22 protein-coding genes and 1 pseudogene are annotated in these 20,159 nt (G+C 53.4%); 8 read left to right on the top strand and 15 right to left on the bottom strand.

All coding sequences use genetic code 11. The features are described 5' to 3' along the window. Positions 1–3: 3 nt before the first annotated feature. From rpsG to fkpA, 7 genes are all read right to left on the bottom strand, one after another. The gene (gene rpsG, locus JQN59_RS01810; protein WP_003023657.1) at positions 4–474 is read right to left on the bottom strand and encodes a 30S ribosomal protein S7; all 471 of its coding nucleotides are present in this window, start codon (positions 472–474) and stop codon (positions 4–6) included. 95 nt (positions 475–569) lie between these two features. Further along, positions 570–944 (bottom strand): 30S ribosomal protein S12, encoded by a 375-nt coding sequence (gene rpsL, locus JQN59_RS01805; RefSeq protein WP_003023654.1) that lies wholly within the window; start codon positions 942–944, stop codon positions 570–572. A gap of 125 nt (positions 945–1,069) precedes the next feature. After that, a complete protein-coding gene (gene tusB, locus JQN59_RS01800; protein ID WP_008786292.1) occupies positions 1,070–1,357 on the bottom strand; it encodes a sulfurtransferase complex subunit TusB in 288 nt (95 codons plus the stop codon). A gap of 7 nt (positions 1,358–1,364) precedes the next feature. After that, a complete protein-coding gene (tusC, locus tag JQN59_RS01795) occupies positions 1,365–1,724 on the bottom strand; it encodes a sulfurtransferase complex subunit TusC (RefSeq protein ID WP_003827771.1) in 360 nt (119 codons plus the stop codon). Next, a complete protein-coding gene (gene tusD / locus JQN59_RS01790) occupies positions 1,724–2,110 on the bottom strand; it encodes a sulfurtransferase complex subunit TusD (protein ID WP_008786293.1) in 387 nt (128 codons plus the stop codon). Before tusD ends, tusC begins: the two co-directional genes overlap by 1 nt. After that, the gene (locus JQN59_RS01785) at positions 2,110–2,832 is read right to left on the bottom strand and encodes a helix-turn-helix transcriptional regulator (RefSeq protein WP_003023643.1); all 723 of its coding nucleotides are present in this window, start codon (positions 2,830–2,832) and stop codon (positions 2,110–2,112) included. The genes tusD and JQN59_RS01785 overlap by 1 nt, the downstream gene beginning before the upstream one ends. Before the next feature lie 168 nt (positions 2,833–3,000). Then, a complete protein-coding gene (gene fkpA, locus JQN59_RS01780; RefSeq protein WP_003827768.1) occupies positions 3,001–3,819 on the bottom strand; it encodes an FKBP-type peptidyl-prolyl cis-trans isomerase in 819 nt (272 codons plus the stop codon). Positions 3,820–4,051: 232 nt separating this feature from the next. On the opposite strand from fkpA, the gene JQN59_RS01775 reads away from it, so the two are divergent. Further along, complete coding sequence (locus tag JQN59_RS01775; RefSeq protein ID WP_149607324.1) at positions 4,052–4,270, top strand: protein SlyX; 219 nt, start codon at positions 4,052–4,054, stop codon at positions 4,268–4,270. Positions 4,271–4,383: 113 nt separating this feature from the next. On the opposite strand, the gene slyD is transcribed toward JQN59_RS01775, so the two are convergent. From slyD to kefG, 4 genes are all read right to left on the bottom strand, one after another. After that, positions 4,384–4,995 carry a peptidylprolyl isomerase gene (slyD, locus tag JQN59_RS01770; RefSeq protein WP_008786294.1) on the bottom strand — a complete coding sequence of 204 codons (612 nt, stop codon included), beginning with the start codon at positions 4,993–4,995 and terminating at the stop codon, positions 4,384–4,386. A 94-nt stretch (positions 4,996–5,089) separates the two neighbouring features. Beyond that, positions 5,090–5,290, bottom strand: coding sequence for a YheV family putative zinc ribbon protein (locus JQN59_RS01765; RefSeq protein ID WP_003023632.1), 201 nt, complete (start codon positions 5,288–5,290; stop codon positions 5,090–5,092). Positions 5,291–5,299: 9 nt separating this feature from the next. Continuing rightward, entirely contained in the window at positions 5,300–7,105 is a 1,806-nt protein-coding gene (gene kefB / locus JQN59_RS01760; RefSeq protein ID WP_003827759.1) for a glutathione-regulated potassium-efflux system protein KefB, read from the bottom strand. After that, positions 7,105–7,656 carry a glutathione-regulated potassium-efflux system ancillary protein KefG gene (gene kefG / locus JQN59_RS01755; protein ID WP_003023629.1) on the bottom strand — a complete coding sequence of 184 codons (552 nt, stop codon included), beginning with the start codon at positions 7,654–7,656 and terminating at the stop codon, positions 7,105–7,107. Before kefG ends, kefB begins: the two co-directional genes overlap by 1 nt. A gap of 132 nt (positions 7,657–7,788) precedes the next feature. Between kefG and JQN59_RS01750 the strand changes: the two genes are divergently transcribed. Continuing rightward, positions 7,789–9,690, top strand: a complete 1,902-nt coding sequence (locus JQN59_RS01750) for an ABC transporter ATP-binding protein (protein WP_003827754.1) — start codon at positions 7,789–7,791, stop codon at positions 9,688–9,690. Positions 9,691–9,742: 52 nt separating this feature from the next. On the opposite strand, the gene JQN59_RS01745 is transcribed toward JQN59_RS01750, so the two are convergent. Beyond that, the gene (locus JQN59_RS01745) at positions 9,743–11,233 is read right to left on the bottom strand and encodes a nicotinate phosphoribosyltransferase (RefSeq protein WP_149607325.1); all 1,491 of its coding nucleotides are present in this window, start codon (positions 11,231–11,233) and stop codon (positions 9,743–9,745) included. 14 nt (positions 11,234–11,247) lie between these two features. Beyond that, a complete protein-coding gene (gene prs, locus JQN59_RS01740; RefSeq protein ID WP_008786297.1) occupies positions 11,248–12,108 on the bottom strand; it encodes a ribose-phosphate diphosphokinase in 861 nt (286 codons plus the stop codon). Positions 12,109–12,299: 191 nt separating this feature from the next. Between prs and JQN59_RS01735 the strand changes: the two genes are divergently transcribed. The 4 genes and pseudogenes from JQN59_RS01735 to JQN59_RS01720 all read left to right on the top strand — a co-directional run bounded on the left by JQN59_RS01735 (position 12,300) and on the right by JQN59_RS01720 (position 15,261). After that, on the top strand, positions 12,300–13,019 hold the full coding sequence (locus JQN59_RS01735) for an NUDIX domain-containing protein (protein ID WP_008786298.1): 720 nt from the start codon (positions 12,300–12,302) through the stop codon (positions 13,017–13,019). 35 nt (positions 13,020–13,054) lie between these two features. After that, a pseudogene (locus JQN59_RS01730) lies at positions 13,055–14,123 on the top strand (hydrolase). Continuing rightward, a complete protein-coding gene (locus tag JQN59_RS01725; protein WP_003023615.1) occupies positions 14,120–14,338 on the top strand; it encodes a YheU family protein in 219 nt (72 codons plus the stop codon). The pseudogene JQN59_RS01730 and the gene JQN59_RS01725 overlap by 4 nt, the downstream one beginning before the upstream one ends. 53 nt (positions 14,339–14,391) lie before the next feature. Beyond that, complete coding sequence (locus JQN59_RS01720; protein WP_003827751.1) at positions 14,392–15,261, top strand: phosphoribulokinase; 870 nt, start codon at positions 14,392–14,394, stop codon at positions 15,259–15,261. Between the two features lie 93 nt (positions 15,262–15,354). Here JQN59_RS01720 and JQN59_RS01715 read toward each other — a convergent pair whose 3' ends face one another. Further along, entirely contained in the window at positions 15,355–15,762 is a 408-nt protein-coding gene (locus tag JQN59_RS01715) for an OsmC family protein (protein ID WP_003827750.1), read from the bottom strand. Between the two features lie 308 nt (positions 15,763–16,070). On the opposite strand from JQN59_RS01715, the gene crp reads away from it, so the two are divergent. Both crp and JQN59_RS01705 read left to right on the top strand, forming a co-directional pair. Then, entirely contained in the window at positions 16,071–16,703 is a 633-nt protein-coding gene (gene crp / locus JQN59_RS01710) for a cAMP-activated global transcriptional regulator CRP (protein WP_000242758.1), read from the top strand. 51 nt (positions 16,704–16,754) lie between these two features. Continuing rightward, positions 16,755–18,842, top strand: a complete 2,088-nt coding sequence (locus tag JQN59_RS01705) for a YccS/YhfK family putative transporter (RefSeq protein ID WP_008786302.1) — start codon at positions 16,755–16,757, stop codon at positions 18,840–18,842. Positions 18,843–18,932: 90 nt separating this feature from the next. Here the strand turns inward: JQN59_RS01705 and argD are convergent, their stop codons facing one another. Continuing rightward, positions 18,933–20,150 carry a bifunctional acetylornithine/succinyldiaminopimelate transaminase gene (gene argD, locus JQN59_RS01700; protein ID WP_008786303.1) on the bottom strand — a complete coding sequence of 406 codons (1,218 nt, stop codon included), beginning with the start codon at positions 20,148–20,150 and terminating at the stop codon, positions 18,933–18,935. Positions 20,151–20,159: the final 9 nt, after the last annotated feature.

The following is a 20,159-nucleotide window of genomic DNA, read 5'->3' as shown; positions in this document are numbered from 1 at the left end:
GGATTACCAACGGTAGTGTGCGAACGCCTTGTTGGCTTCTGCCATACGGTGAACGTCTTCACGTTTCTTAACTGCAGTACCTTTATTTTCTGCAGCATCAGAAAGTTCGTTCGCCAGGCGCAGAGCCATGGATTTATCACCGCGTTTACGAGCAGCTTCAACGATCCAACGCATTGCCAGAGCATTACGACGGACCGGACGGACTTCAACTGGTACCTGATAAGTAGAACCACCAACGCGGCGAGACTTAACTTCGACAGTCGGGCGCACGTTTTCGAGAGCTACTTCGAAAGCTTCCAGTTCGTTTTTACCAGAACGCTGAGCCAGGGTCTCCAGCGCGCTGTATACGATAGTTTCGGCAGTAGATTTTTTACCATCTACCATCAGGATATTTACAAATTTAGCCAGCAGTTCTGATCCGAACTTCGGATCCGGCAGAATTTTACGCTGACCAATGACGCGACGACGTGGCATGGAAATACTCCGTTGTTAATTCAGGATTGTCCAAAACTCTAAGAGTTTAGTTTGACATTAATATAAAACGTTTGGCCTTACTTAACGGAGAACCATTAAGCCTTAGGACGTTTCACGCCATACTTGGAGCGTGATTGCTTACGGTCTTTAACGCCGGAGCAGTCAAGCGCACCACGAACGGTGTGGTAACGAACACCCGGGAGGTCTTTTACACGACCGCCACGGATCAGGATCACGGAGTGCTCCTGCAGGTTGTGACCTTCACCACCGATGTAGGAAGTCACTTCAAAACCGTTAGTCAGACGAACACGGCAAACTTTACGCAGTGCGGAGTTCGGTTTTTTAGGAGTGGTAGTATATACACGAGTACATACGCCACGTTTCTGCGGGCATGCTTCCAGCGCAGGCACGTTGCTTTTTGCAACTTTGCGTGCACGTGGTTTGCGTACCAGCTGGTTAACTGTTGCCATTAAATAGCTCCTGGTTTTAGCTTTTGCTTCGTAAACACGTAATAAAACGACCTCATACAATATGAGGACGCAGAATTTTAGGTCGGTGTCGAAAAGGTGTCAAGAAATATACAACGATCCCACAATTACCAGGACATCTGGCTGGGATGCTTCACCGTAAGTCTGACGAAGTCAGTATAGCTAACCCTGACGACACTGTCTGAAATTTGACCACTCAAACCGCGAGCCTTAATGTCTTCTTCCAGTACATAGACCTTAATGGAGGCATTTTGCAGACTTTCAAGGAAACGGCTGCCTTCTATTGCCGCCGTCACGCCATCCTGGAGCAATAAAAGCTCATCGTCTTTATCTACCAGGCGAAGAAGAGAGGAGAAATCGGTAAGCCACGCGGAGCGATGTAGTGTGTGCAGCATGAGGGTCTCAAAACCTTAAAATGACGTCAAAGTTGCCTAACTCACGGCGTAAATCTTCCGGTTCAAGCGCTGTCGCATCGACCACAAAATTAACACCCTGCTGAAGGCCTCGCTCGCGTAATGAAGCGGCGCAGAGCCAACATTGATCGATATCGTACAACCCTAACAGCTTGAAGGTTGCGATATAGTCTCGCGCCAGCACGGCATCCGGTTGTTGTCCCTGGAGGATTTGAAAGACGCCATCGCCGATAAAAAACACGCCGAGGTCTTCCGTTAATGCAGATGTCGCTAGCAATGCATCTAATCCTTCACGGCCAGATGCGCTGCCATGCGGCACGGTAGAAAAGACAAAAGCAACACGTTTCATCAGAACTGCACCACGCGATCGCAGGTCAGGGATGCCTCAGCCAGCGATCCAAGCCCGCTGAGGTTAAAACCTGATTGTAAATTAGCCCCTGCCAGTCCCAGACGCTTTGCCTCAGTTTCATCAACAACGCCGCGACGCAACGCCGCCGCCACGCAGATATTCAGCGTAACACCATGCTGTTGGTTCAGCTGTTGCCAGGCCCGCACCAGATCATATTCATCACTGGCGGGTGAAGTCAGTAAGTTGGCGTTATATACACCTTCTCGATAGAAAAAGACGCTGCATAACTCATGCCCTTCTTCGAGAAGCGCATGTGCAAATTGCAACGCGCTACTCGCCTGCTGCGTGCCATAAGCAGGCCCTGTCACCATGATGGCAAAACGCATTACTTGTCTTGCCCCTGGAAATCGCCGCTTTTGAACTGACGAATATAGAGGTAGACCGTATGTTTGGAGATGTTCAGCCGATCGGCGACCTGGTTGATGGCATCTTTAATATCGAAGATGCCTTTCTCATATAAATTCAGGACGATCTGGCGGTTCTTCGCGTTGTTGGAAACATTGCGATCGGCATTCACTTCTTCGATCGTGAATTCCAGCGTCTGGGTAACCAGATCTTCCACCGAAGAAGCGAAGTTGACGGCAGAGCCCACTTCCGGGGTTTCCGGTGGTATAAAGGTATTCATTATCTGCGAGAAAGGAACATCAAGGTTCATGTTGATGCACAGCAGACCAATCACGCGATGCTCACGGTTGCGAATGGCAATCGTCACCGACTTCATCAAGACACCGCTTTTCGCACGTGTGAAGTAACACTTCGACACGCTGCTATCCGCACCCGTCATATCATGCAGCATACGCAACGCAAGGTCGGTAATCGGTGAGCCAATTTTACGGCCCGTGTGTTCACCGTTAGCAATGCGGATGGCCGAGCATTTCAAATCCTGCAAAGAGTGCAATACGATTTCACAATGGGAACCAATGAGCATCGCCAACCCGTCCACTACCGCTTCGTAGGATTTGAGGATATCGAAGTCGGTTTGATCGAAAGGACGTTGATCCAGCAAATCTAGCTCACTGGTTTCGTTGGTTAAAAGCGACCTGGACATGAAAAAAAGCACTCCTTTTCAGGAGCCTGTCGTTATGTTGTCAGGGCAGGCTCATCACTATTATAGGGGCATCTAAAGTAATACAGCGCACAAGGCGCTTTCCAGTATTAATTATATCCTGTCGATAATAAAAAACCGCCGCCCTGTGGGCGGCTGGTTTCTGTTAGCTTATTTTTTGCTGCTGTCTGCAGCTTTATCTGCCGGTGCAGCATCTGGCTGCGCGTCAGCTTTCGGTGCCGGTTTGATGTCTAACAGTTCAACATCAAAGACCAGCGTAGAGTTGGCCGGAATACCCGGGACGCCGGTTTTGCCGTAAGCCAGATCCGGTGGGATAACCAGCTGGATTTTGCCGCCTTTCTTGATGTTTTTCAGGCCTTCAGTCCAGCCAGGGATGACACCGTCAAGACGGAAAGACAGCGGCTCACCACGGGTGTAGGAGTTATCAAACTCTTTACCATCGATCAGCGTACCTTTGTAGTTGACTACCACGGTATCGCTGTCTTTCGGTGCAGCGCCAGTACCTTCTTTCTCTACTTTGTAGACCAGGCCAGTAGAAGAGGTTTTAACGCCTTTCTCTTTAGCAAATTTCTCGCGGTAAACTTTACCTTTGGCTTCGTTGTCAGCCGCGTCTTTTTCCATTTTCGCCTGAGCGGAGCTCTTCACGCGCGCTTCAAACGCCTGCAGAGTTTGTTCGATTTCCTGGTCAGACAGTTTGCTCTTGTCTGCAAACGCATCCTGAACACCAGCGATCAGCTGATCTTTATCCAGTTTGATGCCCAGTTTTTCCTGCTCTTTCAGAGAGTTTTCCATATAACGACCCAGGGACGCGCCCAGCGCGTAAGCGGCTTTTTGGTCGTCATTCTTGAATGCTGCTTTGCTGTCAGCAGTAGCGGCTGGTTTCGCAGCATCAGCAGCGAAGGTGATCGGGGCATGCAGAGCAACAGCCATTGTGGTCGCCAGCAGCGTTACTTTAAACAGTGATTTCATCCATATCTCCAGGGCCGGGGCATCTCACCCCAGGGTTAGCTAACATAAAAATGTACTATAAAGCGTTGCAGAACAAATCAACATACAGGCACGCCCTATTATCACCACTTTTCAGACTCTTTTTGTTTAAATTAGTTTCGTTACCGAAGATTGAGTGCTGTGCAAACAGGCAAAGTTAAGTAGAATTCGCCGCAGTCCGCGATCTGCCGGAGAAAAAAGAAAGAGGTGAATCATGCAGGATACAACAATGGAAACTCGCCTGGCTGAACTGGAAAGTCGCCTGGCATTTCAGGAGATCACCATTGAAGAGCTCAACTTGACGGTGACCGCGCATGAACTGGAAATGGCCAAACTGCGCGACCATCTGCGTCTGCTGACGGAAAAGCTCAAAGCAACGCAGCCGTCCCACATTGCGTCGCAGTCTGAAGAGACCCCGCCGCCACATTATTGAGACGTAAAAAAAGCGGGGATATCCCCGCTTTTTTGTGCCGGATGACGACGTAAACGTCTTATCCGGCCTACGGTAGGCCTGATAAGCGTAGCGCCATCAGGCAATCATACCGATCAGTGGCAACCGCAGCCGCCGCCGTTACCTTTACCGCCACCGCCGCAGCAGCCTTCGCCGCCGTGCTCGTGACCATGGTCGTGACCGTGGCCGTGACCACCGCAGCAACCGTCATGACCGTGGTCATGATCGTGGTCGTGACCGTGCGCACCGTGAACGTGGCCGTGAGCCAGTTCTTCTTCGGTCGCTTCGCGGATAGCAACAACTTCTACGTTGAATTTCAGATTCTGGCCAGCCAGCATGTGGTTACCGTCAACCACAACGTGGTCGTCTTCCACTTCGGTAATTTCTACCGGTACTGGACCCTGGTCAGTTTCAGCCAGGAAACGCATGCCAACCTGCAGTTCGTCAACGCCCATGAAGACGTCTTTAGGAACGCGCTGCACCAGGTTTTCGTCGTACTGACCGTATGCGTCGTTTGCGCCAACAGCAACATCGAATTTGTCGCCAACTTCGTGACCATCCAGCGCTGTTTCCAGGCCAGAAATCAGGGAACCGTGACCATGCAGGTAGTCCAGCGGTGCACTCACCGGAGACTCATCAACCAACACACCGTCTTCTGTACGTACCTGATAGGCCAGGCTGACCACCAGGTCCTTTGCTACTTTCATGATATCTCCTGAGCATGGAAAGAATAGTGGCGCAGATTGTAGCGGAATTCTGCACCCGTGTACCCTCTAGCTTAAAAAAAGCTGCGCCATATCGCTAGTCCGGATGAAAAATCCCGATCACTTGCTCTTCTTTGCGAACGTGCTCGCGCGCCTCTTTATCGGCTTCCCGCATCTGATGACCGCACTTAACACACTCAACAATATCGATATTATTTTCGCGCCACATCGCCAGCGTATCCTGCGACTGGCAGGACGGACATTTTGCACCTGCGATAAAACGTTTACGAATTGCCATGGTTATCCTCTACTCAAATTCATCCCAGCCATCCAGCTGACGTCGCTCTTGCTGCATCTCTCGTTGGAAAATTTCCTCCAGCTCGCGCCGGGCTTCCCTGGCTCGAGAGATTTGTACCGTATCTGTATGCATGGGGATCAGTTCCCGCAGCATGCGCATATCCAGCCGCCGAAAATGTAGCTGAGCGCGCTGAGCCTGGTGCGGATGCATTCCCAGTGTAACCAGCGTTTTACGCCCCAACTCCAGCGCACTGGAGAACGTTTCGCGGGAAAACTGCGTCACACCAGCCTGTAATAACTCATGCGCCTCTACACGTCCGCGCGCTCGCGCAAGAATATGCAAATGCGGAAAATACTGTTGGCACAGTTCCACCAGTTTCATGGTGTCTTCAGGCTCATTACAGGTAATAACAATAGATTGCGCCGCCTCTGCCCCTGCGGAGCGCAACAATTCCACCTGCGTGGCATCACCGTAATAAACCTTATAGCCATATTTACGCATCAGATTCACCGCGCTGATATCCCGCTCCAAAACGGTAATGCGCATTTTATTGGCCATCAACAGACGACCAATAACCTGACCAAAACGCCCAAACCCCACCACAATCACCTGCGGTTTATCATCTTCCACCCAGGGTTTTTCGTCTTCCTCATCCGTGCCGTTAAACTGGCGGGAGAGCCATTTATCAATCAACTTCATCACCAGCGGCGTGGTCATCATCGACAGTGTGACGGTCACCAGCAGCAACGCCATTTGGTCGCCCTGAAACAGCCGTTGCGAGGATGCCGTTGAAAACAGCACGAAAGCGAATTCACCACCCTGACTTAAAACCCCGGCAAATTGCATCCGTTCAGAGCTTCTCATGCCGTTAAGACGCGCCAGCACATATAGCACCAGCATTTTTACGACCACCAGCACGATCACGCTCGCTGCCACCCACAGAATATGGGTGTAGAGCACGCCGAGGTTGAGCGACATGCCAACGGAGATAAAAAACAGCCCGAGCAACAGGCCTTTAAACGGATCGATTGCCGTTTCCAGCTCATGTCGGTATTCGCTTTCCGCCAGCAGCACGCCCGCGATAAACGTTCCCAGCGCCATTGACAGCCCCAGCGCATCCATAAATAGAGCAGACCCCAGCACCAACAGCAGCGTGGCAGCGGTGAACACTTCCCGCACGCCAGAATCCGCAATAAAGCGGAAAACCGGACGCAGCAAATAGCGACCGCCAATCAGCATGCCGGCAAAGGCCAGCACCTTCATTCCCACTTTGATCCAGTCAAAATGTTCGTCAGCAGAGCCCGCCAGCAGCGGAACCAGCGCCAGCGCGGGGATCACCGCCAGATCCTGAAACAGCAGTACCGAAAAACCCAGTTGTCCGGATTCACTGCGGTTCATGCCTTTTTCGCGCATCAACTGTAGCGCCATAGCGGTAGATGACATCGCCAGACCAATGCCGCCAACCACTGCCGCCTGCCAGGAGAACGCAGTGAGCATCAATAATCCGGCCAGCACCACCGCGCTCAGCATCACCTGCGCGGCACCGACGCCAAAAATTGAACGCCGCAGTTGCCACAGTTTGGCGGGATTAAGTTCCAGCCCAATGATGAACATTAGAAAGACTACGCCCAGCTCGGAAAAATGCAGGATTTCATCCACATCGCTGATGAACCCTAATCCCCACGGGCCGATAGCAATACCCGCCAGCAAGTAACCCAGCACCGGACCGATACCCAGCTTTGAGGCCAGGGGAACTGCAGCCACCGCCGCGAAGAGGAACAACACTCCCGCTGTCAATAAATCAGAACCTTCCATCAGCGGCCTCCCACAGGGATCGGATTCGCCAGCCAGTCACCATACGCTTTCGCATGGCTGTCCAGCTCCTGCTTCGTTTGCCGTCTGGCCCAGTAAACGATAATTGGGCTCATCCAGTGCATGCGGCACATACCGGCCGTTAGCTCGAAAGGACGCAGCACATCGCTCATTGGATAACGGTTTAGCGCGTCATAGCGGTAGGCACTTTCCGGTTCTCCGGTAGTGATAACGCTACGCCAGTACTTTCCCGCCAGTTGATTCCCTCCGGGACCGCTGGCAAATCCGCGGCTCAGTACGCGGTCAAGCCATTCCTTTAACAGCGCCGGACAGCTATAGGTATAGAGTGGGTGCTGAAAAACAATCACATCATGCTCACGCAGCAGCGCCTGTTCATGCGGAATATCGATAAAAAAATCAGGATAGTGCGCGTAAAGGTCGTGCACGGTAACATTGCTGAGCTGCATGGCCGGTTTAAGCAGAACACGGTTCGCGACCGAGTCCTGAGATTCCGGATGGGCATACAGCAGCAAGACTTTCGCTGGCTGGAACATCATCCCCCTCCCGGTTTTGTCTTTTGTCTATTTTCGACGTTTTGGGCTACCATTGCGCCTCGGTGCGGCAAACGGCCCGCACATTACATTATCATAATGATAAATTAACATAGTCTGAACATACGGCGCCTTATGATTGTTTTCTCATCGTTACAAATTCGTCGCGGCGTGCGCGTCTTGCTGGACAATGCCACGGCCACCATTAATCCAGGGCAGAAGGTTGGCCTGGTGGGTAAAAATGGCTGCGGTAAATCTACCCTGCTGGCATTGCTGAAAAATGAACTCAGCGCCGACGCTGGAGGATTTACCTATCCGGGAAACTGGCAGCTCGCGTGGGTGAATCAGGAAACGCCTGCGTTGCCACAGCCCGCGCTGGAGTACGTCATTGACGGCGACCGCGAGTATCGTCAACTGGAAGCGCAGTTGAACGACGCCAACGAACGTAACGATGGACATGCCATTGCCACCGTCCATGGCAAGCTGGATGCCATCGACGCCTGGACCGTGCGCTCACGCGCCGCCAGCCTGCTGCATGGCCTCGGCTTCTCCAACGAACAGCTTGAGCGCCCGGTCAGCGACTTCTCCGGTGGCTGGCGTATGCGTCTCAACCTGGCCCAGGCGCTGATTTGCCGTTCAGACCTACTGCTGCTCGATGAACCCACCAACCACCTCGATCTCGACGCGGTGATCTGGCTGGAAAGATGGCTGAAAAGCTATCAGGGCACGCTGATTTTGATCTCCCACGATCGCGACTTCCTCGATCCGGTGGTAGATAAAATTATTCATATCGAACAGCAAACCATGTTCGAGTACACCGGCAACTACAGCGCGTTTGAAATCCAGCGTGCAACCCGCCTCGCACAGCAACAGGCAATGTACGAAAGCCAGCAGGAGCGCGTGGCGCATCTGCAAAGCTATATCGATCGTTTCCGCGCTAAAGCAACGAAAGCGAAGCAGGCACAGAGCCGTATCAAAATGCTGGAACGTATGGAGCTGATTGCCCCAGCGCACGTGGACAACCCGTTCCACTTCAGCTTCCGTGAGCCGGAAAGCTTGCCAAACCCGCTCTTGAAGATGGAAAAGGTTAGCGCTGGCTACGGCGATCGAGTCATTCTCGATTCGATCAAACTGAATCTGGTGCCGGGTTCCCGCATCGGCCTGCTCGGTCGCAACGGCGCGGGTAAATCGACGCTGATTAAGCTGCTGGCCGGCGAACTGGCCCCAATCAGCGGTGAGATTGGCCTGGCGAAAGGCATCAAACTGGGCTACTTCGCGCAGCACCAGTTGGAGTTTTTACGCGCCGATGAATCACCAATTCAGCATCTGGCACGCATGGCACCGCAGGAACTGGAGCAGAAACTGCGTGACTACCTGGGTGGATTCGGCTTCCAGGGCGATAAAGTCAGCGAAGAGACACGCCGCTTCTCCGGTGGCGAAAAAGCGCGTCTGGTACTGGCGTTGATCGTCTGGCAGCGCCCTAACCTGCTGCTGCTCGATGAACCAACCAACCACCTGGACCTGGATATGCGTCAGGCTCTGACCGAGGCGCTGATCGATTTTGAAGGCGCGCTGGTTGTCGTCTCGCACGACCGTCACCTGATCCGCTCCACCACCGACGACCTCTATCTGGTACACGACAAGAAAGTCGAGCCGTTTGATGGCGATCTGGAGGATTATCAGCAGTGGCTGAGCGATGTCCAGAAACAGGAAAACCAGGGCGACGAACCGGCGAAAGAGAGCGTTAACAGCGCCCAGGCGCGTAAAGACCAGAAGCGCCGCGAAGCGGAACTGCGCTCCCTGACGCAGCCGCTGCGTAAAGAGATTACCCGTCTGGAAAAAGAGATGGAGAAACTGCACGCACAGCTGGCGCAGGCGGAAGAAAAACTCGGCGACAGCGAACTGTACGACCAAAGTCGCAAAGCCGAACTTACCGCCTGTTTGCAGCAGCAGGCCAGTGCGAAATCCGGGCTGGAAGAGTGTGAAATGGCCTGGCTGGAGGCTCAGGAACAGCTTGAGCAGATGCTGGCCGAGTAGTCATCATTGCCGGATCCGACGCCAACACGTCTCATCCGGCATTTTTGTTGAATTATCCCTGTGTCGCCAGACGCTGGCGGATTTCTTCGAAATGCTCGCGGTTACACAGCTTGCCGTTGAGAAAACGAGTTTTCAGCTCCCCTTCCTGCTCTTGCTCCCAGGTCTGTTCGTCATGCAGACGCAGTTCCCCTTGCTCATCACGTGTGACGCGAAGCAGACCACGGGCTGAACGTTTCAGACCATTATCAGTTTTCGGTTCTTTAAAAATCGTCCGGCCTTTGCCGTCGACTTCTCCCCACGTCGCTTTCATCGCAAAACCAAAGGTGTCACGTGTGTTGTATTGATAAGTAAAAGAACCAACGCCAAACACGACGTTTGAACTGGCAAATCCTTTCGCTTCCAGACGACGCAGGATCTCATTCGCTCGCTCAAGGGTGATGGAGTCGCCATAAATCAGTCCGACATGCGGGTCGAGCACCTTGTAACCTTTGGCGTTAATCGTGCCGCCAAAAATCTCCCACAGCACTTCCACGGACCCTTTCTCCTGAGCGGTACGATCGCTGCGGGTATCCTCATCTGCACCAGTACCACACAGGATCTCAACCGGGTTGCCGCTATCCGGACGGAATACCACCCGACCTTCACGCGCCAGAATGATGTTCTTCAGTTCTCGGGTATATTCCGTCAGCACCTGCCAGTAGTCCCAGGTATCAGAGACTATCGATACAAATCCTTGCGGGTAGAGATCGGCAATCAGGCGGCGGAAGGTTTCAATCTCATGCTCGCGCTCACCCATACACATCACGCTGTGTTCGGTAGCCGGAATGCTGGCGCCGATAAAATAGGGCTCGCCGTCGGTGTAGTAATCGCGGGCGTACAGCAGAGATGGAATACTGTCGGTCCCTTTAAAGCTCAACAAATGCCCACTGCCCGCCTGCATGGTGTCCTGTAATCCGGACATACCGCGAAAGGAAAAGTCATGGCACTGGAAGTCAAGGTGCGTCAGGTCGCTACAGGTTTGCTCTGCCCAGCGAGCGCAGATTTTGCGGTAGTGGTGAGCTATCGTGGCATTTGTTGACGCCTTCCACAGCTCCGCCGACAGCACGGTCTCCAGGTAATTCACCAGCCAGAAAAACTCAGGTTGGGTGTTGATGATAGTTAAAACCGGTACCGCCATCGGGACTTTGCTGCCTTCATCCAGCGCCTTAATGTGCAGCGGCAGATAGCCCAACTGATGCAGTGCACGAATATGGTCCACCGCCACCACATCTTTGCCCAGATAGCTGTCCATGACCTGTTTGTATTCGCTGACCACCTCGTCTTCCGGGCGGGCAAAGAACGCCTCATTAAACAGGTCGACTAAAAACCACTGCATAAAACCCTGCAGGCCGAAGAATACCAGTTTGCCATCCGCCAACGGCGAGGAGAAAAAGCGATCGCTGCGCGGGGTAAAGTTGGAATACACGCGATGGGTACCCTGCGGATACTGTACGCGATGAGAAACTTTGTAGCCGTCGATAGCCAGAATCGGGTTCATTTTCATAATCAGTCTCTCCCTCAGGCGCGGTAAATCGCGTCAATGTCGATAAGCTCAAGCTGCGGATGTACCAACGCTGGGGCAGCTAAAGAGGTGGTGGTGTAGATCGCGTCAATACCGTTTGCAAACAGGTGATCAACGCCCTTAGAAAAGATACCGTGGGTGACATACAGACTGACACTGCGGGCGCCAGCATCACGTAACACCTGTGCAGAGCCTATAAACGTACCGCCTGCGTCACACAGATCGTCAACAATCAGCAGATCCCTACCCCTGACGTCTCCGGCCAATAACGCAAATCCCGTCAGGCTGCCGCTTGCCACATCACGTTTTTTGCTCAGGATGGCGTACTGCTCCACACCGGCCACTCTGGCTACGGCATCAATCTTCTTCAGCGATCCCGCATCGGGAGCAACCAGCATCAGCGCGTTTTGCTGAAACAGCCGCGATAATGACGCGCTTTGCATCAGGCAGACCTCCTGGGGGATCGCCACAAAGTTGTCGATTGCAGCCGCCGCCGCATCGCTGTGCGGGTCGAGCACGTTGACCTTGTCAAATTTCAACGTATTGAGCTGACTGGCGAAGACTTTCAGCGCAAAGCTGTCACCCGATACCATATGTCTGTCCTGACGCGCCCACGGCAGCCAGGGAAGGTCGAGATGGCTGACCAGTACATCGGTCTGATGACGTACCGCCTCAACCAGTTGCGCCAGCAGCATAAAATCGTTCATATCGCGCATAGCCGTGGCACGGATGCGCATCAGGCGAGCAAAGGTTGGCAACGCATCGGTGACTTTTAACCAGACAGCACCATCAGGAAAAACACCGCTGGCAACGGCATAGGTCTGGTCGTCCAAAGTTAGTGTCAATTTTATGTTCATCGCGCTCACCTCTTAATTGTGTCCCTTCGACACAATTAATAATGTCCCTGTGACACATATTAAGCAAGCATAAAATGAATTATTTTTAAGCCGTGAGCTAATCCACTGATAAGCAATGAGAAAAAACGAACCTTGCCCCCCGGTGTCGGGCTGGTACACTTGTCAGCGTTACAAATCATCGTGAGTACCTTATGACCACCGAAGCCGACTACCTGAATCAGTACGACGCCAGCCGCTTCCCTTCACCTCTGGTGACGGTAGATAGCGTGTTATTTACCCTGCATCAGCAGGCGCTGTGCGTATTACTGGTCGAGCGGGCAAACCAGCCGCAAAAAGGGCGTTGGGGATTACCCGGCGGCTTTATTGATATCGAAAACGATGATTCAACCCGCGCCACCGCGCTGCGCAAACTCACCGAAAAAACAGGCGTTTCGCCTTCGTGGCTGGAACAACTGGATACCTTTTCTGGCCCTGATCGTGACCCGCGCGGCTGGAGCCTGACGGTCACCTGGTTTGCACTAATCGCCTGGGTAGACTGCGCGCCCCATATCGCCAGCGTCAGCAATGCCCGTTGGGTGCCGGTTGATGAACTGAAAAACTATTCACTCGCGTTTGATCACGAGAAAATCATTACCGCGGCGCTACACCGCTTACGGCAAAAAACGATGTACTCGCTCCTGCCCGTATACTGCTTGCCGGAAACATTTACCCATGGGCAACTGCTCGAAGCCACCGAGGTGATCCTCGGTCAGTCGATCCAGCGTAAAAGTCTGATTCGTCGCTTTGAAGCGTCAGGAATGTTTGAAGATACCGGAGAAAGCGTGGCGACAGGGACGCGTAAAGCCCGCCTGTGGCGACGTAAACCCAACGTCGATTTTCATCTTTTCTCGCGTAACCTGCTGACTGACTAGCGACAAAATCACATATTGGCTAACCCGCACGCGCTGTGCGCGGTATAGTTATTCTTTCCGATTATTAATTGCTCCGGTGTTATGGTTGAAATCACGTCCACAGAAATGACCCCACCTACCGACGATTCGCGAGAATTCCGCCCGATGCGCGGTATCAGTAACCGCCATCTGCAGACGATGCTGCCGCGTTTAATTCGCCGCAAGGTGAAGTTCGACGCCCACTGGCAGCGTCTGGAATTGCCCGACGGTGATTTCGTCGATCTGGCGTGGAGTGAAGATCCGCAACAGGCGAAACACAAACCGCGCCTGGTGGTTTTTCACGGTCTGGAAGGCAGTCTGAACAGCCCCTACGCACATGGCCTGATTGAAGCAGCGCAAAAGCGCGGCTGGCTGGGCGTGGTAATGCATTTTCGCGGTTGCAGCGGCGAACCCAATCGTCTGAACCGCATTTATCACTCCGGTGAAACAGAAGATGGCACCTGGTTTTTACACTGGCTGGAGCGTGAGTTCGGTCGCGTACCGACCGCGGCGGTAGGTTATTCACTCGGTGGAAACATGCTGGCTTGCCTGCTGGCAAAAGAAGGCAACGATATTCCGATAGATGCGGCGGTTATCGTTTCTGCACCTTTCGTGCTGGAAGCCTGTAGCTACCATATGAACAAGGGCTTCTCCCGGGTCTACCAGCGCTACCTGCTCAATCTGTTGAAAGCCAATGCCTCACGGAAGCTTGAAGCTTATCCAGGTTCGTTGCCGGTGAGTCTGGCCCAGTTGAAATCTTTGCGCCGCATTCGCGATTTTGACGATCTAATCACCGCCAAAATCCACGGTTTCGCCGATGCTATAGACTATTACCGCCAGTGCAGCGCCATGCCGTTGCTCAATCGGATCGCCAAACCAACGCTGATTATCCATGCGAAAGACGATCCGTTTATGGATCATCATGTGATCCCGAAACCGGAAAATCTGCCCTCACAGGTGGAGTACCAGCTTACTGAACACGGCGGCCACGTCGGATTTATAGGTGGCACGGTGCGCCGTCCTGAGATGTGGCTGGAATCAAGAATCCCGGACTGGCTGACAACGTATCTGGAGGCATCATCATGATTATCCCCTGGCAAGATATCTCCCCGGACGCGCTGGACAATTTGATTGAAAGCTTTGTCTTGCGCGAAGGCACCGATTATGGTGAACATGAACGCTCGCTCGAACAAAAAGTCGCCGACGTCAAACGCCAACTACAATCAGGTGAAGCCGTGCTGGTGTGGTCTGAACTGCATGAAACGGTCAACATTATGCCGAGGAAGCAGATTCACGAGTAATCCGTAGCCGCCGGCCGACTTTACTATAATTACAACCATTTCATGGAGTTGTTATGTCTGCCAAACATCCGGTGATTGCGGTAACAGGATCCAGCGGCGCGGGGACCACCACCACCAGCCTCGCGTTTCGTAAAATTTTCGCGCAGTTAAATCTGCGCGCCGCCGAGGTGGAAGGTGACAGTTTTCATCGCTATACCCGTCCAGAAATGGACATGGCGATTCGCAAAGCGCGCGATGCCGGGCGGCATATCAGCTATTTTGGCCCCGAAGCTAATGACTTCGGCTTGCTGGAACAAACCTTCATCGAATACGGTCAGACGGGCAAAGGCCAGTCGCGAAAATATCTGCACACTTACGATGAGGCCGTACCATGGAACCAGGTTCCGGGGACATTCACGCCCTGGCAGCCGCTGCCTGAACCGACGGATGTACTGTTCTACGAAGGGCTGCACGGCGGTGTTGTCACCCCGCAGCAAAACGTGGCCCGGCATGTCGATCTGCTGGTTGGCGTGGTACCTATCGTAAACCTGGAATGGATCCAGAAGCTGACCCGCGATACCAGCGAGCGTGGACATTCGCGTGAAGCGGTGATGGACTCGGTGGTGCGTTCAATGGACGATTACATCAATTACATCACGCCGCAGTTTTCCCGGACACATATTAACTTCCAGCGCGTACCGACCGTCGATACCTCCAACCCCTTTGCCGCTAAGAGCATTCCATCACTGGATGAAAGCTTTGTCGTGATTCATTTTCGTAACCTGGAAGGGATCGACTTCCCGTGGTTACTGGCCATGTTGCAGGGATCATTCATTTCCCATATCAATACGTTAGTCGTACCTGGCGGCAAGATGGGTCTGGCGATGGAATTGATTATGCTGCCGCTGGTACAGCGACTGATGGAAGGTAAGAAGATAGAGTGATGTGGTCTTTTGCCGGATGGCGGCTGATGCCTTATCCGGCCTACGTGTTTATATCCTGTAGGCCTGATAAGTGAAACGCCATCAGGCATGACATCACGCAGCAGCAACCACTTCATAGGAATGGGTAATATTCACTGCCTTTTCCAGCATCAACGCCACGGAGCAGTATTTTTCCGCTGAAAGATCGACGGCGCGGGAGACTGACGCATCTTTCAGATCGTTACCCGTTACGATGAAATGCAGGTTGATGTGGGTAAACAGGCGCGGCGCTTCATCACGACGCTCTGAAGTCAGTTTCACTTCGCAGTTGGTCACATCCTGACGACCCTTTTGCAGGATCGATACCACATCAATTGCGCTACAACCGCCGGCAGCCATTAATACCATTTCCATCGGGCTCGGCGCTTTATCACCGGAGTTACCGTCCATCAAAATTTGGTGGCCAGAGGCGGACTCACCGAGGAAGGTTAACCCCTCAACCCACTTTACACGCGCTTGCATATTTCGTAACTCCAATGTTTCAATTTTCCTGACAGATTACGCGCACATAACAATTCTCGCAACGGAAGGCGACCTGCGTCATGCTGAAGCGAGACACCAGGAGACACACGGCGAAAGCTATGCTAAAACAGACGGGATGCTACAGTAATACATTGACGTACTGCATGTATGCAGAGGACATCACATTACAGGCTGCAGTATATTTTTGACAGCCCCTTTCCCAGGTAGCGGGAAGCATATTTTTGCAAACCCAGAGGCAGCGTCGTTTTCTGGCTCTGGAGACAGCTTATAACAGAGGATAACCGCGCATGGTGCTTGGCAAACCGCAAACAGACCCGACTCTCGAATGGTTCTTGTCTCATTGCCATATTCATAAGTACCCATCGAAGAGCACGCTGATTCACCAGGGTGAAAAAGCGGAAACGTTGTATTACATCGTTAAAGGCTCCGTGGCAGTGCTGATCAAAGATGAAGAAGGGAAAGAAATGATCCTTTCTTATCTGAATCAGGGCGATTTTATTGGTGAATTAGGCCTCTTCGAAGAAGGTCAGGAACGTAGCGCCTGGGTACGTGCCAAAACCGCATGTGAAGTCGCTGAAATTTCCTACAAAAAATTTCGCCAATTAATCCAGGTCAACCCGGATATTCTGATGCGCCTGTCTTCTCAGATGGCTCGTCGTCTGCAGGTCACGTCTGAAAAAGTGGGCAACCTTGCCTTCCTCGACGTAACCGGTCGTATCGCGCAGACTCTGCTGAATCTGGCGAAACAGCCTGATGCGATGACCCACCCGGACGGCATGCAGATTAAAATCACCCGTCAGGAAATCGGCCAGATCGTTGGCTGCTCCCGTGAGACCGTCGGTCGTATTCTGAAGATGCTGGAAGATCAGAACCTGATCTCCGCACACGGTAAGACCATCGTCGTCTACGGCACGCGTTAACCCCATCGAAGTGGCGCGTTACCCAGTAATGCGCCACTTTTGTTTACTCCGATGTGGCGAAGACTGATATACCACCCAGAGATCAACTACGCACTACGACAAACGCTGGTGCTATGTTTACCTGTGGCTGTTGGTCTGATCATCGGTCAGCTTCATTTGGGGCTTCTCTTTTCCCTCGTCCCTGCCTGCTGCAACATTGCCGGTCTTGATACCCCGCACAAGCGCTTTTTCAAACGCTTAGTCATTGGTGCATCGCTGTTTGCCGGGTGCAGCTTGATCATGCAGCTACTGCTTGCGCAAACTATACCGCTACCATTGATCCTCACCGGCCTGACGCTGATTCTTGGCGTAACCGCCGAGCTAAGCCCCTTGCATGCGCGATTACTGCCAGCCTCGCTTATCGCGGCGATTTTCACGCTCAGCCTGGCCGGGAATATGCCCGTCTGGGAGCCGCTGCTGATCTACGCGCTGGGCACGTTATGGTATGGCCTGTTCAACTGGTTCTGGTTCTGGATGTGGCGCGAGCAACCGCTCCGCGAATCGCTCAGCTTGCTGTACCGTGAATTAGCCGATTACTGTGAAGCCAAGTACAGCATGCTGACCCAGCATGCCGACCCAGAAAAAGCGCTGCCTCCCCTGCTGGTTCGCCAACAAAAGGCGGTGGATCTGATTACCCAGTGCTATCAGCAAATGCATATGCTGTCGGCACATCACAACAACGAATACAAACGCCTGCTGCGTGCCTTTCAGGAGGCGCTGGATTTACAGGAGCATATTTCCGTTAGCCTCCACCAGCCAGAAGAAGTGCAAAAACTGGTTGAGCGTAGCCACGCGGAGCAGGTAATTCGCTGGAACGCGCGAACCGTCGCCGAACGCCTTCGGGTACTGGCCGATGATATTTTGTATCACCGCTTGCCGACCCGTTTCTCGATGGAAAAGCAGATTGGCACGCTGGAGAAAATCGCCAGGCAGCATCCGGACAATCCGGTGGGGCAATTTTGCTACTGGCACTTCAGCCGTATTGCCCGCGTGCTACGGACCCAGCGCCCGCTGTATGCCCGTGACTTAATGGCTGACAAGCAGCGTCGGTTGCCGCTGATCCCTGCCCTGAAAAACTACCTGTCGTTGAAATCCCCAGCGCTGCGCAATGCCGGACGCATCAGCGTTATGTTGAGTATCGCCAGCCTGATGGGCAGCGCTTTACACCTGCCAAAGCCTTACTGGATTTTGATGACAGTCCTGTTTGTTACGCAAAATGGCTACGGGGCGACCCGGGTGCGCATCTTACACCGTTCCGTAGGTACGCTCGTTGGACTGGTTATTGCCGGCGTCACGTTGCACTTTCATATTCCCGAAGGTTTCACGCTGGCGGCCATGCTGCTGATCACCCTGGTGAGCTATCTGATCATCCGTAAAAACTACGGCTGGGCTACCGTCGGTTTTACGGTAACGGCGGTATACACCCTGCAACTGCTGACGCTGAACGGGGAAGAGTTTATCGTGCCGCGGTTTGTCGATACGGTCATTGGCTGCTTAATCGCCTTTGGCGGCACGCTCTGGCTGTGGCCACAGTGGCAGAGCGGTCTGCTGCGTAAGAACGCCCACGATGCGTTAGAAGCCGACCAGGAGGCAATTCGTCTGATCCTCAGCAACGATCCACAGGCCACGCCGCTGGCGTATCAACGCATGCGCGTCAACCAGACGCAAAACACGCTGTTCAACTCGCTGAACCAGGCAATGCAGGAGCCGGGATTTAACTCGCACTACCTTGCAGACATGAAACTGTGGGTCACGCACAGCCAGTTCATCGTTGAACACATCAACGCGATGACCACGCTGGCAAGGGAACATACGATGCTGACGCCGGATTTGGCGCAGCGGTATCTGGAGTCCTGTGAAATTGCGCTCCAGCGCTGTCAGCAGCGGCTGGAATATGATGGGCCGGGAAGCTCGGGAGATGTGAATATTCTCGAAGCGCCAGAGATGCTGTCCCATGGTCCGTTAAGCACCCTTGAGCAGCATCTGCAGCGGGTTCTTGGGCATCTGAACACCATGCATACCATTTCGTCGGTAGCATGGCGTCAGCGACCGCACCACGGGATCTGGCTGAGCCGCCGACTACGGGACATGAAAGGTTAAGAGATTTGCCGGATGCGCTACGCTTATCCTGCCTACGAATCACACCTTACCCTGTAGGCCGGATAAGGCGCTCGCGCCGCTATCCGGCAATCAGCCCACCACCTTCGCTACCGCCTGCGCGAAACGTTGCATTCCTTCATCGATATCCGCCTGCTCCACCACCAGCGACGGTGCGAAACGCATCACGTCCGGCCCGGCGTTCAGCACCATCACCCCTTCGTGCGCGGCGGCATAGAGGAAATCGCGCGCCCGGCCTTTAAACTGCGGCTTCAGCTCAGCGCCAATCAGCAGCCCCATCCCGCGAATATCGCTGAAAATATCGAACTGTTGATCAATCTTGTGCAAATGCTGGACAAACGCCTGACGCCTGGCCTGAATCCCTCCCAGCACGTCCGGCGTGTTGATGATATCAAACGCTGCCCCCGCTACCGCGCAGGCCAGCGGGTTACCGCCGTAAGTGGAGCCGTGCGAACCCACGTGGAACGCGGAGGCAATCTCCTGAGTGGTCAACACCGCGCTTACCGGGAAGCCGCCACCGAGCGCCTTCGCGCTGGTGAGGATATCCGGCGTCACGCCGTAGTGCATATAGGCAAACAAATCGCCGGTACGCCCCATTCCACTCTGCACTTCATCAAATACCAACAGCGCCTGGTGCTGGTCACAAAGTTCACGCAAACCTTGCAGGAATTCCGGCGTAGCCGCAGTGACGCCACCCTCTCCCTGAATAGGCTCAACGACCACCGCGCAGGTGTGATCGTCCATCACCGCTTTGACCGCATGCAGATCGTTAAACGGGACATGGATGATATCCGCCGGTTTTGGCCCAAAGCCGTCGGAGTATTTCGGCTGCCCACCAACGGACACGGTAAACAGCGAACGGCCGTGAAACGCATTATGGAAGGCAATGATTTTGGTTTTGAACGGACTATGACGCACGCAGGCATAATGGCGCGCCAGCTTAAAGGCGGTTTCGTTGGCTTCAGTACCGGAGTTCATGAACAGCACGCGCTCGGCAAAGGTCGCATCAATGATTTTACGGCCTAAGCGCAACGCCGGTTCGTTGGTAAATACGTTGCTGGTATGCCACAGGGTTTCGCCCTGGGTTTTTAACGCCTCAACCAATGCCGGATGGCAATGCCCTAACGCGGTCACTGCAATGCCGCCCGCGAAATCAACATACTCTTTGCCCTGTTGATCCCACACTCGACTCCCTTTTCCTTTTACCGGGATAAACTCAGCCGGTGCATAAATCGGCAGAATCACTTCATCGAATGTCGCGCGCGTAATTGCAGTTTGTTCAGTTGCCATGTCATTACC

Origin of the sequence: Citrobacter sp. B72, from assembly GCF_016894305.1 — a bacterium.
In the GTDB taxonomy this organism is placed as follows: Bacteria; Pseudomonadota; Gammaproteobacteria; order Enterobacterales; family Enterobacteriaceae; genus Citrobacter; species Citrobacter portucalensis.
The sequence above is the reverse complement of the archived record's forward strand: the minus strand, read 5'-3'. Positions and strand labels throughout refer to the sequence as shown.

Excerpts from the sequence above, each read along its gene's own strand:
- rpsG (WP_003023657.1), bottom strand. The coding sequence starts at position 474 with ATGCCACGTCGTCGCGTCATTGGTCAGCGTAAAATTCTGCCGGATCCG.
- rpsL (WP_003023654.1), bottom strand. The coding sequence starts at position 944 with ATGGCAACAGTTAACCAGCTGGTACGCAAACCACGTGCACGCAAAGTT.
- tusB (WP_008786292.1), bottom strand. The coding sequence starts at position 1,357 with ATGCTGCACACACTACATCGCTCCGCGTGGCTTACCGATTTCTCCTCT.
- tusC (WP_003827771.1), bottom strand. The coding sequence starts at position 1,724 with ATGAAACGTGTTGCTTTTGTCTTTTCTACCGTGCCGCATGGCAGCGCA.
- tusD (WP_008786293.1), bottom strand. The coding sequence starts at position 2,110 with ATGCGTTTTGCCATCATGGTGACAGGGCCTGCTTATGGCACGCAGCAG.
- JQN59_RS01785 (WP_003023643.1), bottom strand. The coding sequence starts at position 2,832 with ATGTCCAGGTCGCTTTTAACCAACGAAACCAGTGAGCTAGATTTGCTG.
- fkpA (WP_003827768.1), bottom strand. The coding sequence starts at position 3,819 with ATGAAATCACTGTTTAAAGTAACGCTGCTGGCGACCACAATGGCTGTT.
- JQN59_RS01775 (WP_149607324.1), top strand. The coding sequence starts at position 4,052 with ATGCAGGATACAACAATGGAAACTCGCCTGGCTGAACTGGAAAGTCGC.
- slyD (WP_008786294.1), bottom strand. The coding sequence starts at position 4,995 with ATGAAAGTAGCAAAGGACCTGGTGGTCAGCCTGGCCTATCAGGTACGT.
- JQN59_RS01765 (WP_003023632.1), bottom strand. The coding sequence starts at position 5,290 with ATGGCAATTCGTAAACGTTTTATCGCAGGTGCAAAATGTCCGTCCTGC.
- kefB (WP_003827759.1), bottom strand. The coding sequence starts at position 7,105 with ATGGAAGGTTCTGATTTATTGACAGCGGGAGTGTTGTTCCTCTTCGCG.
- kefG (WP_003023629.1), bottom strand. The coding sequence starts at position 7,656 with ATGTTCCAGCCAGCGAAAGTCTTGCTGCTGTATGCCCATCCGGAATCT.
- JQN59_RS01750 (WP_003827754.1), top strand. The coding sequence starts at position 7,789 with ATGATTGTTTTCTCATCGTTACAAATTCGTCGCGGCGTGCGCGTCTTG.
- JQN59_RS01745 (WP_149607325.1), bottom strand. The coding sequence starts at position 11,233 with ATGAAAATGAACCCGATTCTGGCTATCGACGGCTACAAAGTTTCTCAT.
- prs (WP_008786297.1), bottom strand. The coding sequence starts at position 12,108 with ATGAACATAAAATTGACACTAACTTTGGACGACCAGACCTATGCCGTT.
- JQN59_RS01735 (WP_008786298.1), top strand. The coding sequence starts at position 12,300 with ATGACCACCGAAGCCGACTACCTGAATCAGTACGACGCCAGCCGCTTC.
- JQN59_RS01725 (WP_003023615.1), top strand. The coding sequence starts at position 14,120 with ATGATTATCCCCTGGCAAGATATCTCCCCGGACGCGCTGGACAATTTG.
- JQN59_RS01720 (WP_003827751.1), top strand. The coding sequence starts at position 14,392 with ATGTCTGCCAAACATCCGGTGATTGCGGTAACAGGATCCAGCGGCGCG.
- JQN59_RS01715 (WP_003827750.1), bottom strand. The coding sequence starts at position 15,762 with ATGCAAGCGCGTGTAAAGTGGGTTGAGGGGTTAACCTTCCTCGGTGAG.
- crp (WP_000242758.1), top strand. The coding sequence starts at position 16,071 with ATGGTGCTTGGCAAACCGCAAACAGACCCGACTCTCGAATGGTTCTTG.
- JQN59_RS01705 (WP_008786302.1), top strand. The coding sequence starts at position 16,755 with ATGTGGCGAAGACTGATATACCACCCAGAGATCAACTACGCACTACGA.
- argD (WP_008786303.1), bottom strand. The coding sequence starts at position 20,150 with ATGGCAACTGAACAAACTGCAATTACGCGCGCGACATTCGATGAAGTG.